This is a genomic window from Reticulibacter mediterranei (assembly GCF_016587455.1).
Map to the genome: position 1 here is coordinate 4,502,396 of NZ_BNJK01000001.1, position 17,288 is coordinate 4,519,683.

12 protein-coding genes and 1 pseudogene are annotated in these 17,288 nt (G+C 52.1%); 7 read left to right on the forward strand and 6 right to left on the reverse strand.

Going from position 1 to position 17,288, the window contains the following annotated elements; all coding sequences use genetic code 11:
• The first annotated feature begins 92 nt into the window (after window positions 1-92).
• A complete protein-coding gene (locus K3T83_RS19380; protein WP_220204605.1) occupies window positions 93-1,031 on the forward strand; it encodes a DUF4097 family beta strand repeat-containing protein in 939 nt (312 codons plus the stop codon).
• A gap of 23 nt (window positions 1,032-1,054) precedes the next feature.
• Here K3T83_RS19380 and K3T83_RS19385 read toward each other — a convergent pair whose 3' ends face one another.
• The gene (locus K3T83_RS19385; protein WP_220204606.1) at window positions 1,055-1,750 is read right to left on the reverse strand and encodes an MOSC domain-containing protein; all 696 of its coding nucleotides are present in this window, start codon (window positions 1,748-1,750) and stop codon (window positions 1,055-1,057) included.
• Window positions 1,751-1,989: 239 nt separating this feature from the next.
• Between K3T83_RS19385 and K3T83_RS19390 the strand changes: the two genes are divergently transcribed.
• On the forward strand, window positions 1,990-5,145 hold the full coding sequence (locus K3T83_RS19390) for an AAA family ATPase (RefSeq protein WP_220204607.1): 3,156 nt from the start codon (window positions 1,990-1,992) through the stop codon (window positions 5,143-5,145).
• Window positions 5,146-5,218: 73 nt separating this feature from the next.
• Window positions 5,219-6,490: a DNA double-strand break repair nuclease NurA gene (locus K3T83_RS19395; protein WP_220204608.1), complete on the forward strand. Its 1,272-nt coding sequence runs from the start codon at window positions 5,219-5,221 to the stop codon at window positions 6,488-6,490.
• On the opposite strand, the gene K3T83_RS19400 is transcribed toward K3T83_RS19395, so the two are convergent.
• Window positions 6,487-6,876, reverse strand: a complete 390-nt coding sequence (locus K3T83_RS19400; protein ID WP_220204609.1) for a globin family protein — start codon at window positions 6,874-6,876, stop codon at window positions 6,487-6,489. The genes K3T83_RS19395 and K3T83_RS19400 overlap by 4 nt on opposite strands.
• A 775-nt stretch (window positions 6,877-7,651) precedes the next feature.
• Between K3T83_RS19400 and K3T83_RS19405 the strand changes: the two are divergent.
• Window positions 7,652-7,882 (forward strand): annotated as a pseudogene (locus K3T83_RS19405) (hypothetical protein); the annotation flags it as partial.
• 78 nt (window positions 7,883-7,960) lie between these two features.
• Here K3T83_RS19405 and K3T83_RS19410 read toward each other — a convergent pair.
• Window positions 7,961-9,634, reverse strand: a complete 1,674-nt coding sequence (locus K3T83_RS19410; protein ID WP_220204611.1) for a hypothetical protein — start codon at window positions 9,632-9,634, stop codon at window positions 7,961-7,963.
• Between the two features lie 258 nt (window positions 9,635-9,892).
• Window positions 9,893-10,894, reverse strand: coding sequence for a zinc-dependent alcohol dehydrogenase family protein (locus K3T83_RS19415; protein WP_220204612.1), 1,002 nt, complete (start codon window positions 10,892-10,894; stop codon window positions 9,893-9,895).
• A gap of 476 nt (window positions 10,895-11,370) precedes the next feature.
• Here K3T83_RS19415 and K3T83_RS19420 point away from each other — a divergent pair, with 476 nt between their 5' ends.
• Together K3T83_RS19420 and K3T83_RS19425 are read left to right on the forward strand one after the other, a co-directional pair.
• Window positions 11,371-13,008 (forward strand): S8 family serine peptidase, encoded by a 1,638-nt coding sequence (locus tag K3T83_RS19420; protein WP_220204613.1) that lies wholly within the window; start codon window positions 11,371-11,373, stop codon window positions 13,006-13,008.
• A 282-nt stretch (window positions 13,009-13,290) separates the two neighbouring features.
• Complete coding sequence (locus tag K3T83_RS19425; RefSeq protein WP_220204614.1) at window positions 13,291-13,929, forward strand: DoxX family protein; 639 nt, start codon at window positions 13,291-13,293, stop codon at window positions 13,927-13,929.
• Window positions 13,930-14,049: 120 nt separating this feature from the next.
• Here the strand turns inward: K3T83_RS19425 and K3T83_RS19430 are convergent, their stop codons facing one another.
• Window positions 14,050-15,537: a lysylphosphatidylglycerol synthase transmembrane domain-containing protein gene (locus K3T83_RS19430; RefSeq protein WP_220204615.1), complete on the reverse strand. Its 1,488-nt coding sequence runs from the start codon at window positions 15,535-15,537 to the stop codon at window positions 14,050-14,052.
• A 1,002-nt stretch (window positions 15,538-16,539) separates the two neighbouring features.
• A complete protein-coding gene (locus K3T83_RS19435) occupies window positions 16,540-16,770 on the reverse strand; it encodes a helix-turn-helix domain-containing protein (protein ID WP_236064932.1) in 231 nt (76 codons plus the stop codon).
• A gap of 144 nt (window positions 16,771-16,914) precedes the next feature.
• On the opposite strand from K3T83_RS19435, the gene K3T83_RS19440 reads away from it, so the two are divergent.
• Window positions 16,915-17,250 carry a hypothetical protein gene (locus K3T83_RS19440; RefSeq protein ID WP_220204616.1) on the forward strand — a complete coding sequence of 112 codons (336 nt, stop codon included), beginning with the start codon at window positions 16,915-16,917 and terminating at the stop codon, window positions 17,248-17,250.
• Window positions 17,251-17,288 lie beyond the last annotated feature (38 nt).

Below are 17,288 nucleotides of genomic sequence, written 5' to 3' on the forward strand. Positions count from 1 at the left end.
TATACTCTAAGCATAGTATGGAATAAGTACTTTAACACGCTAAAAATGTTAATCCTCATTAAATTTTCTATAAAAATGGAGATAGGCCAAGAATGCAAACGCAGGAGAATGAACGGCACATGATCAATGTAGATCCACGTGAGCAAGCATATTATCAGCCTACCAATGCGAGAGGAAGATATAGAAGAGAGAGGCAACGGATAGGCATCGGGCCAGTGTGGGTTGTGCTGACAATCCTCATCATAGGCATCGTCTTCTGGGGGCTGGTCGCGTTCCGTCAGACAGCTGCCTTGCCAATACATACCTTCAAGGTTGCTGGACGCGCTCGACTGGTCGTCAGCAATACCGCAGGCGTAATCCACATTCATCAAGGAAAGAGCGATAGCATCGTCGTGCGGGGAACGAAATACACGCGCGGCATCGGTGGCAGCCTCGATGATGTACAGGTTAGCTATCAGCAACAGGGCGATACCGTCTCTGTCACCAGTGATGAGACGTGGAGCTTAATGAATATGCATGGGGTGCAACTGGACATCACTGTACCCGCTACGACTGACCTCAAAATCGACAACGCATCGGGCAACGTTGATATTGAACGGATCAATGGAACGATTGAGGCGCAGACCGAGAGCGGCAGCGTGGAGGCGGATCATCTTAGCGGTACGCTGAACTTATCGAGCGATTCTGGTGGTATTCACCTCAATGATGCCAGCGGAGTTATGATGCTCTCCACCGTCTCGGGTGGCATTGAGGCAAACCATATCCAGCTTCAGGGGCAATCCCGCCTCACAACGACCAGCGGCGGCATCAAATTTCAAGGGACGCTTGATCCTTATGGCAACTATCATATGGAGGCCGTGAGCGGTGGCATCGATCTGACTCTGCCCTCCAACGCCGCCTTTAAGCTGGATGCCTCGACAACTTCCGGCGGTATCCATAACGCGTTCGGGACGACAACGACTGGCAGCGCTCCCCAGCCCGCGTTGACGCTCCACACCACAAGCGGTGGCATCGATATTAACGAACAATAGATGTCAGTGAAATAGAGGGCGAGCTACCCTTCGTCCTCTATTTGTTTTTCCAGCCCAACCTGTCGAGCGATGATATCGCGCCAGAATCTGTGGTGCAGCAGTGGGCAATCAATAAAAGCCTGTGCCTTCTCTACATCTTTGCTGCGACCATGTACAATGTCGTTGGCGAGAGCAATTGTGAGCAATGGATAAGGGCGTTCGACGAGAAAAATTGGCAGGCCCGGCTCGATCAGTCCTTCCCGCTGAACGTTACAATACCACCCTGTACGTCCTGTTTCTGCGACCCGAGCGGTCAATCCTGGCATGTTCCAACGCCGTTCGATCTTCCAGCAGGGATAACGCGGCTCCGTCACGCAAATATGCGCGTCGCCAATTGCATAGATATCTCCAATACAAACCGTTTCCTCCGTCAATCCATCAATGGTAAAGTTTTCGCCAAAACCGCCAGGACCGATTTCAGAATGTTGCAATTCATGTTGCCAGAGCGGATAGTGAGCTGCTGCATATAGCAGTATAGTCTGGGAGGGCGTACCATGATTCTTCGTATCCGCCTGAGCATTGCCTTCGAGATGGGTAGTGAAAAGCCAGCGCGGTTGCGTCGTTGGAACGCGAAAAAAAGATGTTTTCCATCGCCGTTCCATCGTATTGTCTGCTCCTGCCCGGCCATATTGCGTTGGTGCTCCCACCTGCATAGTTTGTAATATCCCGATCTGCTTCATACATTAGCTCCTTCATGGTTTCGATGTGTATAGCTCTCTCTTTGTACAGTTAAAGAAGAGCATACACAATGTGTGCGGAAAGAACAAGGGGACGAATAAGGTTGACGGGTAATCTCCTGCTAGACGTAGCACTGGAATTTTTGTACACTAAGGGCAACCGCATTTCAGATGGGGAGAGAGAATAAGGAGCCGAGAGATTATTCATTGTTTGTTTGCATTGGGAAGGCTGTCAGGATCATATGCTCATTACACGTATTGAGTTAGAAAATATCAAGAGTTATCACAAATTTGCCGTCGATTTTCGGCGCGGCACCACCGCCATCAGTGGCGAGAATGGAGCAGGCAAAACCACACTTGTAGAAGCCATCGGCTACGCCCTTTTCGATTATCTCCCCTACAGTCAGGCACGTTTCGTGCGAGAGGGAGAGAAACATGGTCGCATCGTGGTGCAGTTGATCGGTGGAGACGAGCGCCCCTATGTCGTCGAACGCCGCTGCGGTTCCGGGGCGCGCTGGTTCATTCACGATGAAGAGGCCAATATGCGCATCGAGCAGAGCGCCGACGTACTTGATAAGCTTCATGAACTCTTTGGCATCGACCGCGAACGTCCCCTCGACTCGCTCTTCCGCGATGCCCTCGGCGTCCCCCAGGGCACCTTCACCGCTATTTTTCTCGAAACGCCATCTAAACGCAAACAAACCTTTGATGCCCTGCTTCAGATTGAGGACTACAAAACCGCCGCCGATAATCTGCTCGAAACGCAGCATGAATACAAAGATCAGAAACAAACCCAGCAGGCAAAGATCGATCAACTGACCTATGAGACGCGCAACCTGACCGTCTGGCGCGAACAACTGAAAGATGCCCGTGTGCAGGACGAGGAATGGAAGCAGCTCAACGCACAGTGGGCGATCCAACTGACACAGCTTGAAGCGCGCCTGATCGAGCTTACCGAACAGTATAATCGCTTGCAGGAACTCAAAAACGGTTATGAGACCAGCAAAACAAAGCATGAAAGCACACAAAAATTGCTGGCCCATCACGAACAGCAGCTTCGTCTGGCTCAAATAGCCCAGCAAGCCGTCAACGAGAGCAGCGACGACTATCAGCGCTACCAGCAGACGGAAGTGACCCTGCAAAAGCTGAGGCAGGACGAACAACAGCGCTCAGCTCTGCGGCAACAACAGGCTACTCTGCAAAATCAACAGGCACGTACGCAGACCAATCTGGAGAATCTACAAAAACGCTTGCAGGAGGTAGCCGATGCACGCCAGCTTGTGGTCGAACTGGCACCACTGGTGGATCAGCAGATTGAATTAGAGAAGCAGCGTGACGACCTCCGGCAAAAATGCGTCCTCTATACCAATATCGTCTCTGAGGGCAAGCAGCTTGTCATACGACGAGATGGCTATCAGCGCAAAAAAGAGGAGCTTGAACAAAAAATCAGCGAGATTGAGCCGCTGGTCCCCATTGCCAACAGCTTGCAGGAACATACGCAGAAATTGATGGATTTGCGGGTGCAGCGCAATCAACGCCAGAACAAAACAGAACAGTTGCAGGAAAAGCGTCAAGAGCTGGCAAAAAGGCAGGCCGAGAGCGAGCAGATCGCCGAACGGTTGCGCAAGGCAGAGAACAACGTCGCGATCATCGAAGAACATCGCAGCGAGGCCGAGGAGATGTCGGGCCTGCAAGAGCGCTACGAAAAGCTGACAGCTCAGCAGAACCGGCTGGAAGGCAATATCGAAGGGTACGCGAAATCCAGGGCGCAATCGGCTGGTGGGCAATGCCCCCTGCTCAACGAAAGCTGTCTCAATATCAAGCAGCGTGGTCTGGTCAGCCTGGAATCGTACTTTGAGAGCCTTTTAGAGAAGGAACATGCACAACTGGCTGGTGTGGGACAGCGACAGAAGGCCGTGACGGAGCGCATGAGTGTGATCAAAAAATATGCCGACGCACTCAACAAACTGGATCAATATAAAGAGCGGCGCGACACACTGGCCGAACAGGCTGGGCGCAACAGCCAGGAAAGCACACGGCTCCAACGCGATATCGCCAACCTGACCCGCGAGTTGGACGAGCTGCAAACGGTCGAACAGCAGTTGCGTGAGGTCGAGGTGGCCTACAACGAAAGCAAGAATGCAGCGGCACGAGTGAGCGATTTGCCGGGTCTGCAAAGGCAGGTGCAACAGCTAGTGGAGCAGATTCAGCAGTGCGAACAGGATGTGCGCGAACGACGCCAGAAGGCCGAGAGTCTGCGTGGCAGCGAGAACCTGCTCAAGGGCGTGGAGACGGATCTTGACCAACTCAACGATCCACGCACACGCAGCAAAGCACAGCAGCATACAATTGCCCAGGAAAGCAGCCATCTCGAACAGCAGCGTGGAGAGCAGCAACGCGCCTTCGAGCTACAGAGGCGCTTGCAGGAGCTTCAGCAGCAGCTTGCCGCCTACGAGCAACTCGACGCCAATATTGCCCGGCAGGACGCGCTCTTGCAAATGACTCGTCCTGGCTATCACGCTTACCTCAAATCTATCGAAGTCGCACGCACATTGCCCGCACGAGAGCGCGACTATCAACAACTGGTGCGGGAAAGCGAACTGGCCCGGCAGACGTTGCAAAAGATGGAGCAAACCTATTGGGCAGCTCGCTCCAACTTTGACGAAGCGGAGTTGTTGAGGGTGCGCGATCGCCTCGATCTTTTGCGTAAAGAGCAGGCGGGACTGGCTGAGAAGATGCAGCATCATCAAAAATATATGAACGAGTTGGAGGGCAGGATCGCCGAAGCGGAGGAGAAGCAGAACGAACTGGAAGCGGCGCGCAACGAGTATCAGGAGCTTGACGATCTGCATACCATGACGGAATATTTTCGCAAGCTGATCAAAGAGGCCGCGCCGTTTGTCCTCAAAGCGATGCTGAACGATATCTCATCTGAGGCCAACCGCATCTTTGGCGAGATTATGGGCGACCGCAGCGCTCATCTTTCGTGGCAAAACGATTACGAGATCATTCTGCGGCGTCAGGGCGTGAACCGCACCTTTGCCCAGCTAAGCGGAGGCGAACAGATGAGCGCGGCCCTTGCGGTGCGGTTGGCGCTGCTGAAAAAGCTCTCCACGCTCAACCTTGCCTTTTTCGACGAGCCAACGCAGAATATGGATGAATTGCGGCGCATGAATCTGGCCGAACAGATTCGCCGTGTGCGTGGCTTTGAGCAGTTGATTGTGATCAGCCATGATGACACCTTTGAGCAGGGATTGGATAGCCTGATTCGGCTGCAAAAATCGGGCGGCGAGACGCGCTTGCAGAACGAGGATGCTTTGCCGCAGAAATCCACTGAGTCAGCGCCCAACACGATCTGGGGCCAGGATAACATCGATAATATTTATATAGCGCAATAAAAATCTATACTAAAGGGGATCACACCATGTTGATCTCTCAATAAAAGCTGTCGATACCAAAGGGGATCACACCATGTTGCACAAAGGGAAACTACAGGCGGCGCTCAAGCTCAAGCAGGGCCAGTTCTCGCTCTACGACGGCAACTTTAGCGAACAACTCGGCGCTTATCGCCGCTCGCTGGAGACGCTCCATCAGCGCTATGTCTCCAGTGCTCAACTAGAGCATATGTTGCCGCCAGATGAGAGTGGGATGCCTTCAGCGGGTGCGCGACCGAGCATCGAGTTTGATCGCTGGCTGGTCAACGCCGAGATGAACGATTATCGCGGCCCTGTCTTCCCCTTTGGTCGCGAATTTACCAATCACGAGCAGGCGCGACAATGGGCCGAGTGCATCGAGGGCATCACAACTCTGGCGGTTGATGGCAGCCAGTTGCTCCCCTGGCGCGATGCCTCGGTGCCAGTGGCATTAATCCAGGTCGGCTTTTTTATCAATCCACACACGCCGGGCCGACCGTACACCAAAGATGTGCGCATGGAGGTGTTGACCCCTGACGAGATCATGGAGGAATCAAGAAGCGAGAGTGCCGATCCCGATAGTTATCCCTATTCAGACATGCAGGTCACGCTTCGTCGCTATCTACTGGAGATCGACACGCTCTGTCAGCAGATGGAGCAGTGCGCAGCTGCGCGCCGTTCCGATGATCCTGTCCATAGCCCGGTGGTCTTCTTCGATGGCTCGCTGGTCGTCTCTTTTGCCCTGACCATGCCCAATCCCTATCGCGACCGCTATATCCGCTCTGCTGTCTCGCTGTTGCGCGCCTCTGAACAGTTGCGTGTGCCGCTGATTGGTTACATCGATACCAGCTATGCCCGCGACATGATTACCATGTTGCGCCGCCTCGATGCCACCGAACGCCAACCGATTTTGCGCGAAACCAAGCGCATTCACGACGCGCTGCTCTGGCAGGGACGCTTGAAGTGGGGGGACCGTACGCCTGCGATGATCTGCACCCGCAATGATATTCTGGAGAGCTACGGCCCCTATCGCGATCAGGTGGCCTTCTGTTATCTGCAAACCAAGACGAGGCGACCGCCCGCGCGCCTGGAGTTCCCGCGCTGGATGATTGACGAGGGGCTGGTTGAGCCGGTGATGGATGTGGTACGTGCTGAAATCATCGCCGAGGGCAGCGGCTATCCCTATGCTATTGAGACAGCCGATGCCGTTTCTGTGATTACGATGCAGGATCGCAGCGAGTTCTACACCCACTTTCAGGAGTTTTTGCAGCGCCAGGGCGTTGACTTTACCTTCTCCAACAAATCTATGAGCAAGAGCAGGAGGCGTTAGCTCACCATGACCTGCGCGATCACAGTGTATGCCTGAACCCAGGCATCTTGATAGGCTGGGGTCCATTTGGGGCCGAGGGTGGTCTGGAATGTTTCAATCAGCACCTCGCCAACAATGGGATAGTGATCGGCAACCACGCCGTAGGTTTTATGGCGTGCTCCCAGCTTTTGCAGCGTCGGGATCAGATCTTCCCCCTTCTCGACGCCTGCGACAACAACGGCCAGCGTCGCAGCCAGAGTGCGCGCCTGTTTCTCCATATCAGTATTTGCGAAGAATGCACGTGTTGCTGGATATTTCTCAAATAATCGCTGATAAAATGATGCTGCAAATTCGTCTTTTTCCGGTTCAATCAGGCTAAAGCTCTCTTTCAGCAAAGCTGCGTTCATAAAATAGCTCCTTTTCCAGGGAATGAAGGGATGGTGAGGCGTCGTTGGGGCTGAGCAAGAGATGGAAGGCACCAGGCCAGCCTTGCTCCCTGTGGAGGAAACCGCGCTGAATCCTTCAACTCATTCGTTCTAGTAAAAGTATAGCGGCAGGCGGACAAACAGAACAGGGATAGGTTTCATAAAAACAGCTGCAATTTATCGGGCAAATTGCCTAAAAAAGAGAGAGATGACCATATTTTTTATTGTTATATGTCCAGAAATTAATTTTAAACTCTACAAAAAGAATATTTCATTTGTGTAATTTACACAAATTACTTATCAGATAGCCATAGATGAAGTGAATGGTGTCCGGTGCTCTGGCTCGATGAAGGGACTGTAACCTCGCTCTATTCGCGCGTGATCTGCGATATCTTGCTCAACAATATAGATGATCTGCCTACACTTTTTTAGCTAGTGGGAGGGTGTATGATAGGATGCAGAGAGGGCCATTGCAGGCAAAGGGAAGTTCATGTTTTTTGATTTACAGAATGGTATCAGATCTATGATTGCGAGGTCAAGATATGAGTGAGGATAATCTGGAAGCTGGAAAGCTAGAACGAGAAGAGCAGGCGTTACAAGATCTTCTCGAATTTCCCCTGGTTGAAGCACTTTTTGGCCGCAGATCGCGCCGTTTCTTCTGGGGCGCTGAGATACCCGATGGACCTCTCGCCTATCGTTCGCGTCACGAGCCGCTGCCGCTAACCGAGTTGGAGCGTATGCTCATACTCACGGCAATAGCAGTGCGCAGGTCCACGATGAAAAGTTTCGCGAGTGTGTGGCATTGCAGGCACAATATGCCTACGACACCTTCGGCAAGTTCCCGGCGACCGTGCCAACCATCTTTATTCTCATGTATGTCCAGGCGCACCATCTCGATCTGGAATACTACGACACGCTCTTCCAGCCTGGAGCCTATTTACATACCCATGCGGAACATCTTGAGCGCTGGCACGGGATCAAAGAATAATAAATATTATCGTAGTGGAGCGATTTATCGCGCAATCCCGCCTCTGCGCGATAAATCGCTCCACTACGATAATATTTATTATAAGCGCCAGATATTGACGTTGCGAAATGTTGCTTCGGTGCGATTGCCAAAGGCGGCGGCAAAGAGCGCGAATATCCCATCATGCCGCGTGTTGTCGGTGAAGCTGCCAATTTTCTGCTTGTTGATGTACAGATCAAGCGTGTTGCCGCGTGCGACGACCGCCAGCAGATTGCTCTGATTGTAGCCGGTGTGCAGGGCCGCAACAGGCTCATCAAGCAGCCGTGTGTAGTGTCCACCATCGGGATAGGCAAGCAAGCGTGCAATGCCATTGGCGCAGGCGACAAAGCGATAGCCCGAATTATCTTTGACGTTATATCTAAAAGTGATGCCGCCACAATCGCCTTTGAGCAGTGTGATCTGTGCTTCGTAAATGAAGTTGCTGGTGTGCAGCGTTCCAGCGTCGCAGTGAAAATAGCGGTTATCGGTCACGACCTGGCTGATAGAGTAGGCTCCGTTCTTGAATGTGCAGGCGCCGCCCCAGCCCTTAGCGATTTTATTTCGCCAGAGGAACGGTTTGTTTAACGGATCATTGACCAGCAGCGTGCCTTGATGGGTGAGATAGGGATCGCTGGCAACACTCGTAGCGGTGAGATTGGGTGATGATGTGGGGGCGGAGATCGTGTCAGAGGCGGCTCGTTGTCGCGTCAAAGTCAAGTAGGTAGCATGGAAGGTAGCACCCGGTGTCGTCAAGGTTCCATCGTCGGAGGTGAGATCGGTAGCGCTACCGAGACAGGAGCAGTGCATTGCAGCGAAGACGCCATTCTCGGCCAGCGTTTGCAATGCCCGGGTGTTCCAGTTCTTGATAAACGTAGCATCCCTGCTCTTGTCATCGTTCACTTGACTGTTGGCGGCATAGTTCCATGCTGAAATAATAACGTGTACCTCTTTGCCCATTGTAGCCTTCATAAGCTCGCGGGCACTCTGGATGTGCTGTGTCCAGTCGTTGATACGGTTGAGGCAGATTTCGTTGTCCCAATTGTTATTGCAGCTATATTCATGCCAGCTTATCTCGTCCGGCTGTGGCTGTGCGTTCTGCAAAAAGGTTTTGAGATAGGCGCTATCAAAGTGGTACGTCACTGGACCCAGAAAAAGCGCTCCCGGTGCCAGCTTTTTGAGTTCGGGAATCGCCTTGTTCCAGCCAGCTGTGTAGGTTTCGGCGCTGACTGCCAGTGCATCCTCTTCATCACCATATTCATAGCGAACCGCTTCGCCCGCAAAGGCGCTCTGCATCGCCTTCACGATCCGCGTATTTGTCGCCATCGCATTGGGGGTGAGCAAGTCCTGTAAGACAACGACGGGCACGACATCCATGTTTTTGAGCGTCAGAGCAATATTCTTGAGCGCGGCATCTTTTAAGTTGGAAGGTGGCGCGAGGCGCACACTATGCACGGGGACATTCACCAGGGTGGGAGAGAGCGTGGTAAGCGCTTGATCGCGATTTGCGGAAAGATCGAGGTTGGTGCCAAAAATGAGCGGGGAGGCCGAAGAGATAGGCGCGCTTTGACTTTGAGTTGGGGTAGGTGTGATGCTTTTATTGGTGGTTCTGCTAGACAATCGATCTGGTATGTTTATGATAAGCAGACTGGCAATGAGCATCACAGCAGCGATACCAGCGACAATCACCCACCAGGGGAGGTGTTGTGAACGATCTAACCCGGCATGGGGATGCATACAATAAACTCCTCTGTTCCTGATGAATAAGGCCATTTACTTGAGGCTTCTGGCAAATAAGAGCGACATTACTATAGCATCTGGTATTGATCTGCAATAGGAGGAAAGAGGGAAGGAATCGTCAGCAAGGCCCACATCCCTCCCATAATGAGTTTTTACGAACAAATCTGGTGATGTCTTTCGTAGTCGAGCGATTTATCACGGGAGGAAGCACATCCCACCTGCCTCCCGCGATAAATCGCTCGACTACGAAAGACATCACCACTCGATAACAACTTTGCCAAGATGTGCTCCGCCTGCCAGATACTCGAATGCTGCTGGAGCCTGCTCAAAGGGAAATGTACGATCGATGACTGGATGGATACGATGTTGGGTAATAAAGTCATTCATGGCAGCGAACGTGGCGAGGTTGCCAACATAGAAGGTTTGCACAACGCCGAGACGACTACGGAGATCGCCGAGATTGACCGCGCCGGTGAAGCCACCCAATCCGCCGATCAAATCGACATGTCCGCCCAGGCGAATAGAGCGCAACGAATGCGTAATGGTGTCAGCCCCTCCGACCTCAAGCACGTGATCGACGCCATGACCTCCTGTGAGTGTGCGCACCTGCTCATCCCATTGCGGATAGGTAGGGGTATGAATCGTTTCATCCGCACCCAGAGAGCGCGCTTTCTGTAGCTTCTCTTCCGAGCGGGAGGTGACTATTGCACGCGCCCCGGCTGCCTTTGCAAACTGGATGCCAAAGATCGAGACGCCTCCGGTTCCCAGCGCCAGGACCGTTTCGCCAGCCTGTAGATTACCCGTTGAGAGCGCATTCCAGGCTGTGACGCCAGCACAGGGCAGCGTGGCTCCTTCTGTATAGGTGAGATGCTCAGGCAGCGTCAGCAATTCTCGCTCTTCAGCAACAACATAGTCCACCAGCACGCCTGGCGTTCCAGGCTCGCCTCGTGCCGGGAGAACTTCCTCGCGTGGGGGACCATCGAACCAGCGCGGGAAGAAGGGGAGCAGCACGCGATCACCAACATTAAAGTGCGTGCTTCCCTCGCCCAACGCCTGCACTTCTCCAACTGCATCCGATAGTGGGATCAAAGGGCTGTTTGCTGCTGCGGACCGCTCAAGCATATAGAGATCGCGATGATTCAAAGAGGCGGCGCGAATCTTCACGAGCACCTGTCCCGGTCCGGCGTGTGGCTGCTCTAGCTCTCTTTTCTGTAACTGAGTGACCCCATCAACAGGCACAAGATACCAGGCATACATAAGTAGTTTTCCTCTCTAAACAACAAGCAATAATTGTTTTCTACTACGTTCTGTATGCTACAACAAATTGAGAGAACGGATACCCTCCATCTGGCCCCTCAACCCTGTAAGGTATTTCTATGCATTGTACTTATTGATTCAAGAAAATAGAAGATTCTTCTTGTATTCAATTTTGTATATATTTGCTAATATCGATATTAATGTGTGAAAAACATTACATATAATCTGAATCATAACCAGCTCTTAACCAGAATCACAGGTTTTCTCCTTAGACGCTTGCTTTTGCCTGCCCTATACTCCTCCTCAGTGATGCCCGAAATAGGAAGATAAGCGATATAACGAGAAAAACTGAACTGTTAGCAGCATCTCGCATCTCGCCAGATAGAGTGGCAATGCGCGAAAGGCTATCCGGGCGTCGTTTATATGAAGCTGCGAAGCTGCAACGTATTTTCAGTTAGTAGGAAAGGAAGACGCGTATGCGTATTCTCCATTCGCGTTGGAGTATAGCCGTGCTACTCGGTGCGATTGCTCTGGCAGTCGTGGGAATGGCACTCGGTAGCGCCCTTTTCAGCGCGAAAGCTGCTGCTCCCGTCTCCACATATATTGTCCTGTACAATGCAGGCGCGCGGGCCAATCAAGCGACCCTCAAGGCCCATGGGCATACCATCATCAGAGATTTTTCGCAGGCCGGCCTGTTGATCGTGCGGTCGAGCAATCCAGCTGATTTAGCGACCATGCCAGGGGTGAGCGGCGTGGCGCAAGATGGCCTACACATGAAAATCCCCACCGATGAGGGTGCCGCCATCAAAAGCGCTCCAGGTAAGCCTAAAGGCTGCTCCAGCACTACCAAGACCTGTCCATTCCAGTGGGATATGGCACGTATGCATCTGCCGCAAGCCTGGCGAACTACGCAAGGCTCAGCCAGTGTTCGCGTCGCGGTCCTGGACACCGGGCTACGCTCCACACATGAAGAGGTAGGCAGCAACTATAATGCTATCGCCAGCCGCTCATTCGTGCAGCCAAGTCCCGCTTGCCCGCAAGATGCCAATACCTATAGCAGCACCGAGGACTTCAATGGACATGGCACCTGGACTAATCTGCATGTCGCAGGTATCAACGGTCCGCTAATGACTGGAATAGCTCCCGCCTCGACGCTGATCAATATTCGCGTGCTGGGTGCCTGCGGCTCCGGCACCGACAGCTGGATTCTCACGGGCATGCTCTACGGCAATGAGGTTGGCGCGCGCATCGAAAGCATGTCGCTGGGCGGTTTCCTATGTGCTGATGGTATTGTTCCTGGCTCGGCCTATTGTGGCACCAAAGAGCAGGTCGGCGATCAGCCAGTCATCTATCGCGCCTATCAGCAGGTTGTGAATTATCTGCTCAAGCATGGTACACTGGTCATTGCAGCGTCAGGTAATGAGCACGTGCAGTTGGATCAGCAGGGACGCGTGAGAAGCGTTGGCAGCGCTGCTTATAGCAGTCCCAAGAATGATCCCAAAAACGATCTGCGCGGTACGACGGAGATCCCAGGTGGTCTTCCAGGTGTGGTCTCGGTCGCTGCTGTGAACCGTATTACGGGACTGGCGCCCAGCAAGGCGGCGACGAAATTTGGGCAGTTCGGCACCGGGCTGCGCGATCAACTTACCTACTATAGCAACTATGGACCGCGTATCGATGTCTCAGCGCCGGGAGGCAGTCGTAACTACAACATTCCCAAATCTGATTGCCTGAGCGATAGCTGCGCCCGTCTAGACCCCTCAGCGCCAACGGCCAGCGACAATCCGGGCGACTTTGGAGCCTGGGCTGTGGATGCCAGCGGCAAGCCATGCAACACCTGTTATATGAACGTCCAGGGCACGTCAATGGCAACTCCACAGGTTGCAGGGGTAGCAGCGCTGGCTCTTGCCGCCCATCCTAGCCTTACCGCAACCCAGCTGAGTCAGCTTTTGCGTAGATCGGTGACAGAGTTCTTCAACACCAATGCTACACCGCCTATCAGCTCGAATCCAGCGCAACCAACGTATAACTACAGCCTGGATTATAGCGCCCCGGGCATCTCTAATCGTCAAATGGGATCTGGCGTCATTGATGCCGCCGTTGCCGTTAACTAATACTTATCCTCCAGCCGGCCCTGACACACCAGTCAGGGCCAGTTTTTATCCCATAATTCGTAGTCGAGCGATTTATCGCGGGGCGCTTGTCGTGCTGTTCCCCGCCGCGATAAATCGCTCGACTACGACATGAGTTTATCAGGTTAAAATCGTTCTGTGTAACCCAACCAATAGCTGAGAAACGCTTTTCTCCTCATGAGCGTGTAGGTGTTGACACTGGCATGTCTTCTAATTTTCAAAGCTATTGACGCAATCTGCAAGTCAAGAAGGGGAATCACACCGATGAAACAGACGTTAAAAAGGCAGAATATACTCCCCATGCGCAAGGGTATCATCACTCTGATAGGCCGTTCAGAATCTAGCTCCATGATGCAAGACGCTGGATTGTTGCTTCTGCGGCTGGTTGTAGGTGGATTGCTGGCCGGTCATGGATCGCAAAAGCTCTTCGGTTGGTTTGAGGGACCGGGGATGAAGGGGACGAGAGGGATGGTCGAATCGATGGGTTTTATGCCCGGCGCACCCTGGGCCGCGGCAGCTTCGACCTCCGAGTTTGGTGGTGGCGTGTTGACAACAACTGGCTTCCTACATCCTCTGGGGCCGCTGGGGACAATCGGAGCAATGCTCATCGCGGCGCTCAAAGTTCATGGAGGCAAACCTATCTGGGCCACTAAGGGCGGAGCGGAACTGCCAGTCATCAACATCGCAACGGCCCTCGCGCTTACCATGACGGGTCCGGGGCGTTTCTCGCTGGATAACCTGTTCGGTATTCGCCTGCCGCGCTCATTCGTAGCCGCTGTTGCAGTGATTGAGGCCGTATTGATCGTTACGGGCCTGATCCGAAGTGCTACGCCCGCCGAAGAAGAGACAGAGGAACGCCCGGCAACAACGACAAGCGTTTCAGAATCAAAAGCGGGGGTATAGCATCAGAGCTATAGAGTGCTGGCTGGCACAGTTTTTTAAAGTAGAGATATAGCGTCGTTGCTATAACAAGGTTCCAGTACAGCGGCGGCCTGATTTCGCAGCATATAGGGCTGGCACCCCTTATGCACTGGTTTTGGCCCCCTCCTGAGCATGTTCATGGCGATTCAAGAGGCCGGAGAGGTTCAAACCAAGCGTGCGCAATGAGATCAGGCCAATGCTTGGTATCAAGATGACACAGACAAGATGCACCAGGATCGCCATTGCATTCACTTTTACCGTATTGAAGCCTAGCAGGGTGACGAAGACTATGACTTTGGCCCCTTCGTTGGTGCCAACACCGGCGGGAGGATTGGGTAGGATAGAGAACATTGTATAGACCGTGTAGCCAAAGATCGCAATGCCGAGGTTCATAGACAGACCCACCGCCTGAAACCCTTCCCAGGCAAAGATTCCTTCACAAAGGACCGCTAAAGCAGTCAACATCAATGCTGGAATAAACGATTGCGGACGACTGGCTCCTTCCAGCAGCGAATTGATAAAGCCCATTGCGAAGCCTTCGATTTTTTGCCCAATACCTTTCGGAAGGAAGCGCAGAAAGAAATGGATCAGAGCCATTGCAACCGCGCGTTTCCAGATCATCAATCCCATTACCACAACCATGCCGATCAGGATGCCGCCAACCAGTGCCAGAATCAACCAGAGCGTGATATTCATGTGAATGCCCGGAATGAACGGCACAATGGCGATAATGAACAGCACCGGCATCAGGTCAAGCGCCTTATCCATTGCAACGGTTGGCAATGATTGGCTCACCGGGATACCTGTGGTACGCTTCAGCATTACGCTTTTCGCCAACTCGCCGCCCTGAACCGGTAAGATGAAATTGAGGAAGACGCCAACCCAGAAAATACGAATAGCCGTTAAGAAGCTCACGTTCTGGATGCGGCTCAAAAAGAGCTTCCAACGCGCGCCACGCAAACTGAACGCGGTTGCAAAGGCCATCCCTGAGATCACGGTATGGAGAATGCCAGGGAACGTGGTCAGGTTTTCCGCGATGACGTGGGCGGTCTCCGTGAAGTTAATCAGGCGGCTCATCAGAAGAATAATGACCGCACCAACCAGCAGACCAATAGCGCCTTTGGCAAGCGGAGTGTTGAGCATCTGCTTCCATTTTGGCTGTGCTCTCACTGGAGCCTGCCCCTCGGTGTGCGGTAATTGCTGATCGAGCGCGATCTGTCCATTCTCTATCTTTACCGCAGGGATCGAGCCGGTGAGCGCCTTCTTGATCTCGATGGCAGGCATAGGGGCTGAAACCGCCTGCATCAGGCCACTGAGTTGCATCAGGTGAACTGTACTCATACTGCTCAGGTCAAGATCGTCCTCGATATGATTGTCGATCACCTGATAGTCTTCTGGACTCAGAGAGAAATCTCGCTCTCGTGTGATCCCTCTACCTTCGAGGAGAGAGAGCCTGGTCGCTGGAAGATCCAGTGGATGGTCGTGGTCTATTTCGGCTAATTCTATTTTGTGGAAGGGAAAAGGGCGCTTGATTAATTTACCGCCGGTTGGCACAGCTGATGAGTAGGTGGCTTGCTCGTCTCGTTGCATGCATTCCTCGCAAAAATAGTGTTTTGTTTCTCCAGGCTGTAAAATATGTGGATATATTTCAATATATTTGTTTAGTAACCCGGCCAATCAAAGAAGCGTCTTCGATAAGGAATCCACAATCCCCTCATTAATTAGCACGAGTGGTGATGATTCGTCAAGGAAACCGCCTGTAATTAGGTAATAAGGCTATTGCTTTACGATCTCGATACAACTTTTGCACGAGAAGCGACCGGGAAGCTCTGATACGGGTTGAAGAAGAGGGCGGTGAGTAAGTGTGTGTTCTCTACACAGCAATGCAGGATGGAATATGTTATACTTATACAGTATAATCAGGTGTGAAATGACTTCCCTGGCTGTTTTACGCTCTTTTATGGTGCTGCATCTGTTATACTTCTGCTTTTTCTCTAGCTAGGATTTTTGGTGAGGTATGCCTCTTTTTCTGAGACTCGCGCAAATGGTAGATTTTGGCTGCTTCTCAAGCTATACTAGAGGGGTAGCCGTCAAAGAGGGTGCTGCTGCTCGGAAGAGTTTGAAACATCAACAGGTCCAGTCGCAAGAGACCATCGATGCGGGCCTAAGAAGGGGCAGCAGCTCGGGAGAGTTTGAAACACGAGGTCGAGATCGGGTTTTTCCTCCTCGTTCACAGTCTAAAAGGAGGCTGCTGCTCGGGAGAGTTTGAAACAGGATCAGTAGAGAGCTAGTTGGCGCAGCAGTTGTGGCCTAAAGAGGTATGACCGCTCGGGAGAGTTTGAAACCCTCTGGTGATTGTAGGAATTGCACAGCTTTCTTCAGCCTAAAGAGGCATGGCTGCTCGGGAGAGTTTGAAACTAGGCATCGCAAACACGCTTAATGCAGTGCATACAAAGTCTAAAGAGGGATGATAGCTCGGCAGAGGTTGAAAAAGAAACAGATGTGTGAAGAGATTTACACATCTGTTTTTGTTTGCTGTTTATGAGTTGGGGAAGGTTGAAGGGTGGCTAATGGCTTGCCGTGAACATTCCGTTATACCTCTGGTTTGGTGCCTTCATTATCTGGTATCTCCTCGTACAATTCAGAGATATGTACATCGAGTGCAGTTGCAAGTTTCGCAAGCGTTGTTGTCGTAACTTCCTTATAGGGATTGCGGAATATGTCTCTAATGGTTGGATGTGAGAGATCTGCTAGCCGCTCAAGTTTCCCCATGCTGTACCCTTTTTGCTCGGCGATTTCCTTTACTCTTAGCCGTATCCTCAAAAGTTTCTCCTGATTGATGATAGTTTGATTGTAGCAGGGGTTGCTTGTTGACAGAACTCAAATCGTAATTATATAGTTAGAGCTACGTAGTCATAGGTACTGTTATCGGTATAGGAAGTTCGAGATATGAGGAAGGATTTTTGTATGGAGGATGGAGAACATACAGTTGTGCCGATTTCGCAAAATGATGTCCTGGCGCTCCGGGCTATTCTTCAGTTCTATGGAACGTATCTTATGCAGAACAAGATGCCTTCTGCTAAACGGAGTGCTGATCTACTGATGTTGCAGGTGCTTATCTTTAAGTTGTCCTACGTTAGTTCACTGCCCTTGCTCGTTGAGGAGTTAGAATTGATGAAGGCTGCTTTAAACATCTTTATTGCTGAGGTCAAGCGTCGGGTGTCTGGATCTAAAGGGCGTGATGGCGTGCTTGAAAGTTCTGAGCAGCTTCTTCGATATATTGATGAGTCGTTTAGTGTGTAGATGAGATAAATAGAGGCTCTTACGGCGGTATCAGGTGG

Bases quoted from the DNA above. Each gene is read 5' to 3' on its own strand.
- K3T83_RS19440 (WP_220204616.1), top strand. From the start codon at position 16,915: ATGGAGGATGGAGAACATACAGTTGTGCCGATTTCGCAAAATGATGTC.
- K3T83_RS19395 (WP_220204608.1), top strand. From the start codon at position 5,219: ATGTTGCACAAAGGGAAACTACAGGCGGCGCTCAAGCTCAAGCAGGGC.
- K3T83_RS19400 (WP_220204609.1), bottom strand. From the start codon at position 6,876: ATGAACGCAGCTTTGCTGAAAGAGAGCTTTAGCCTGATTGAACCGGAA.
- K3T83_RS19385 (WP_220204606.1), bottom strand. From the start codon at position 1,750: ATGAAGCAGATCGGGATATTACAAACTATGCAGGTGGGAGCACCAACG.
- K3T83_RS19390 (WP_220204607.1), top strand. From the start codon at position 1,990: ATGCTCATTACACGTATTGAGTTAGAAAATATCAAGAGTTATCACAAA.
- K3T83_RS19425 (WP_220204614.1), top strand. From the start codon at position 13,291: ATGAAACAGACGTTAAAAAGGCAGAATATACTCCCCATGCGCAAGGGT.
- K3T83_RS19380 (WP_220204605.1), top strand. From the start codon at position 93: ATGCAAACGCAGGAGAATGAACGGCACATGATCAATGTAGATCCACGT.
- K3T83_RS19410 (WP_220204611.1), bottom strand. From the start codon at position 9,634: ATGCATCCCCATGCCGGGTTAGATCGTTCACAACACCTCCCCTGGTGG.
- K3T83_RS19430 (WP_220204615.1), bottom strand. From the start codon at position 15,537: ATGCAACGAGACGAGCAAGCCACCTACTCATCAGCTGTGCCAACCGGC.
- K3T83_RS19415 (WP_220204612.1), bottom strand. From the start codon at position 10,894: ATGTATGCCTGGTATCTTGTGCCTGTTGATGGGGTCACTCAGTTACAG.
- K3T83_RS19420 (WP_220204613.1), top strand. From the start codon at position 11,371: ATGCGTATTCTCCATTCGCGTTGGAGTATAGCCGTGCTACTCGGTGCG.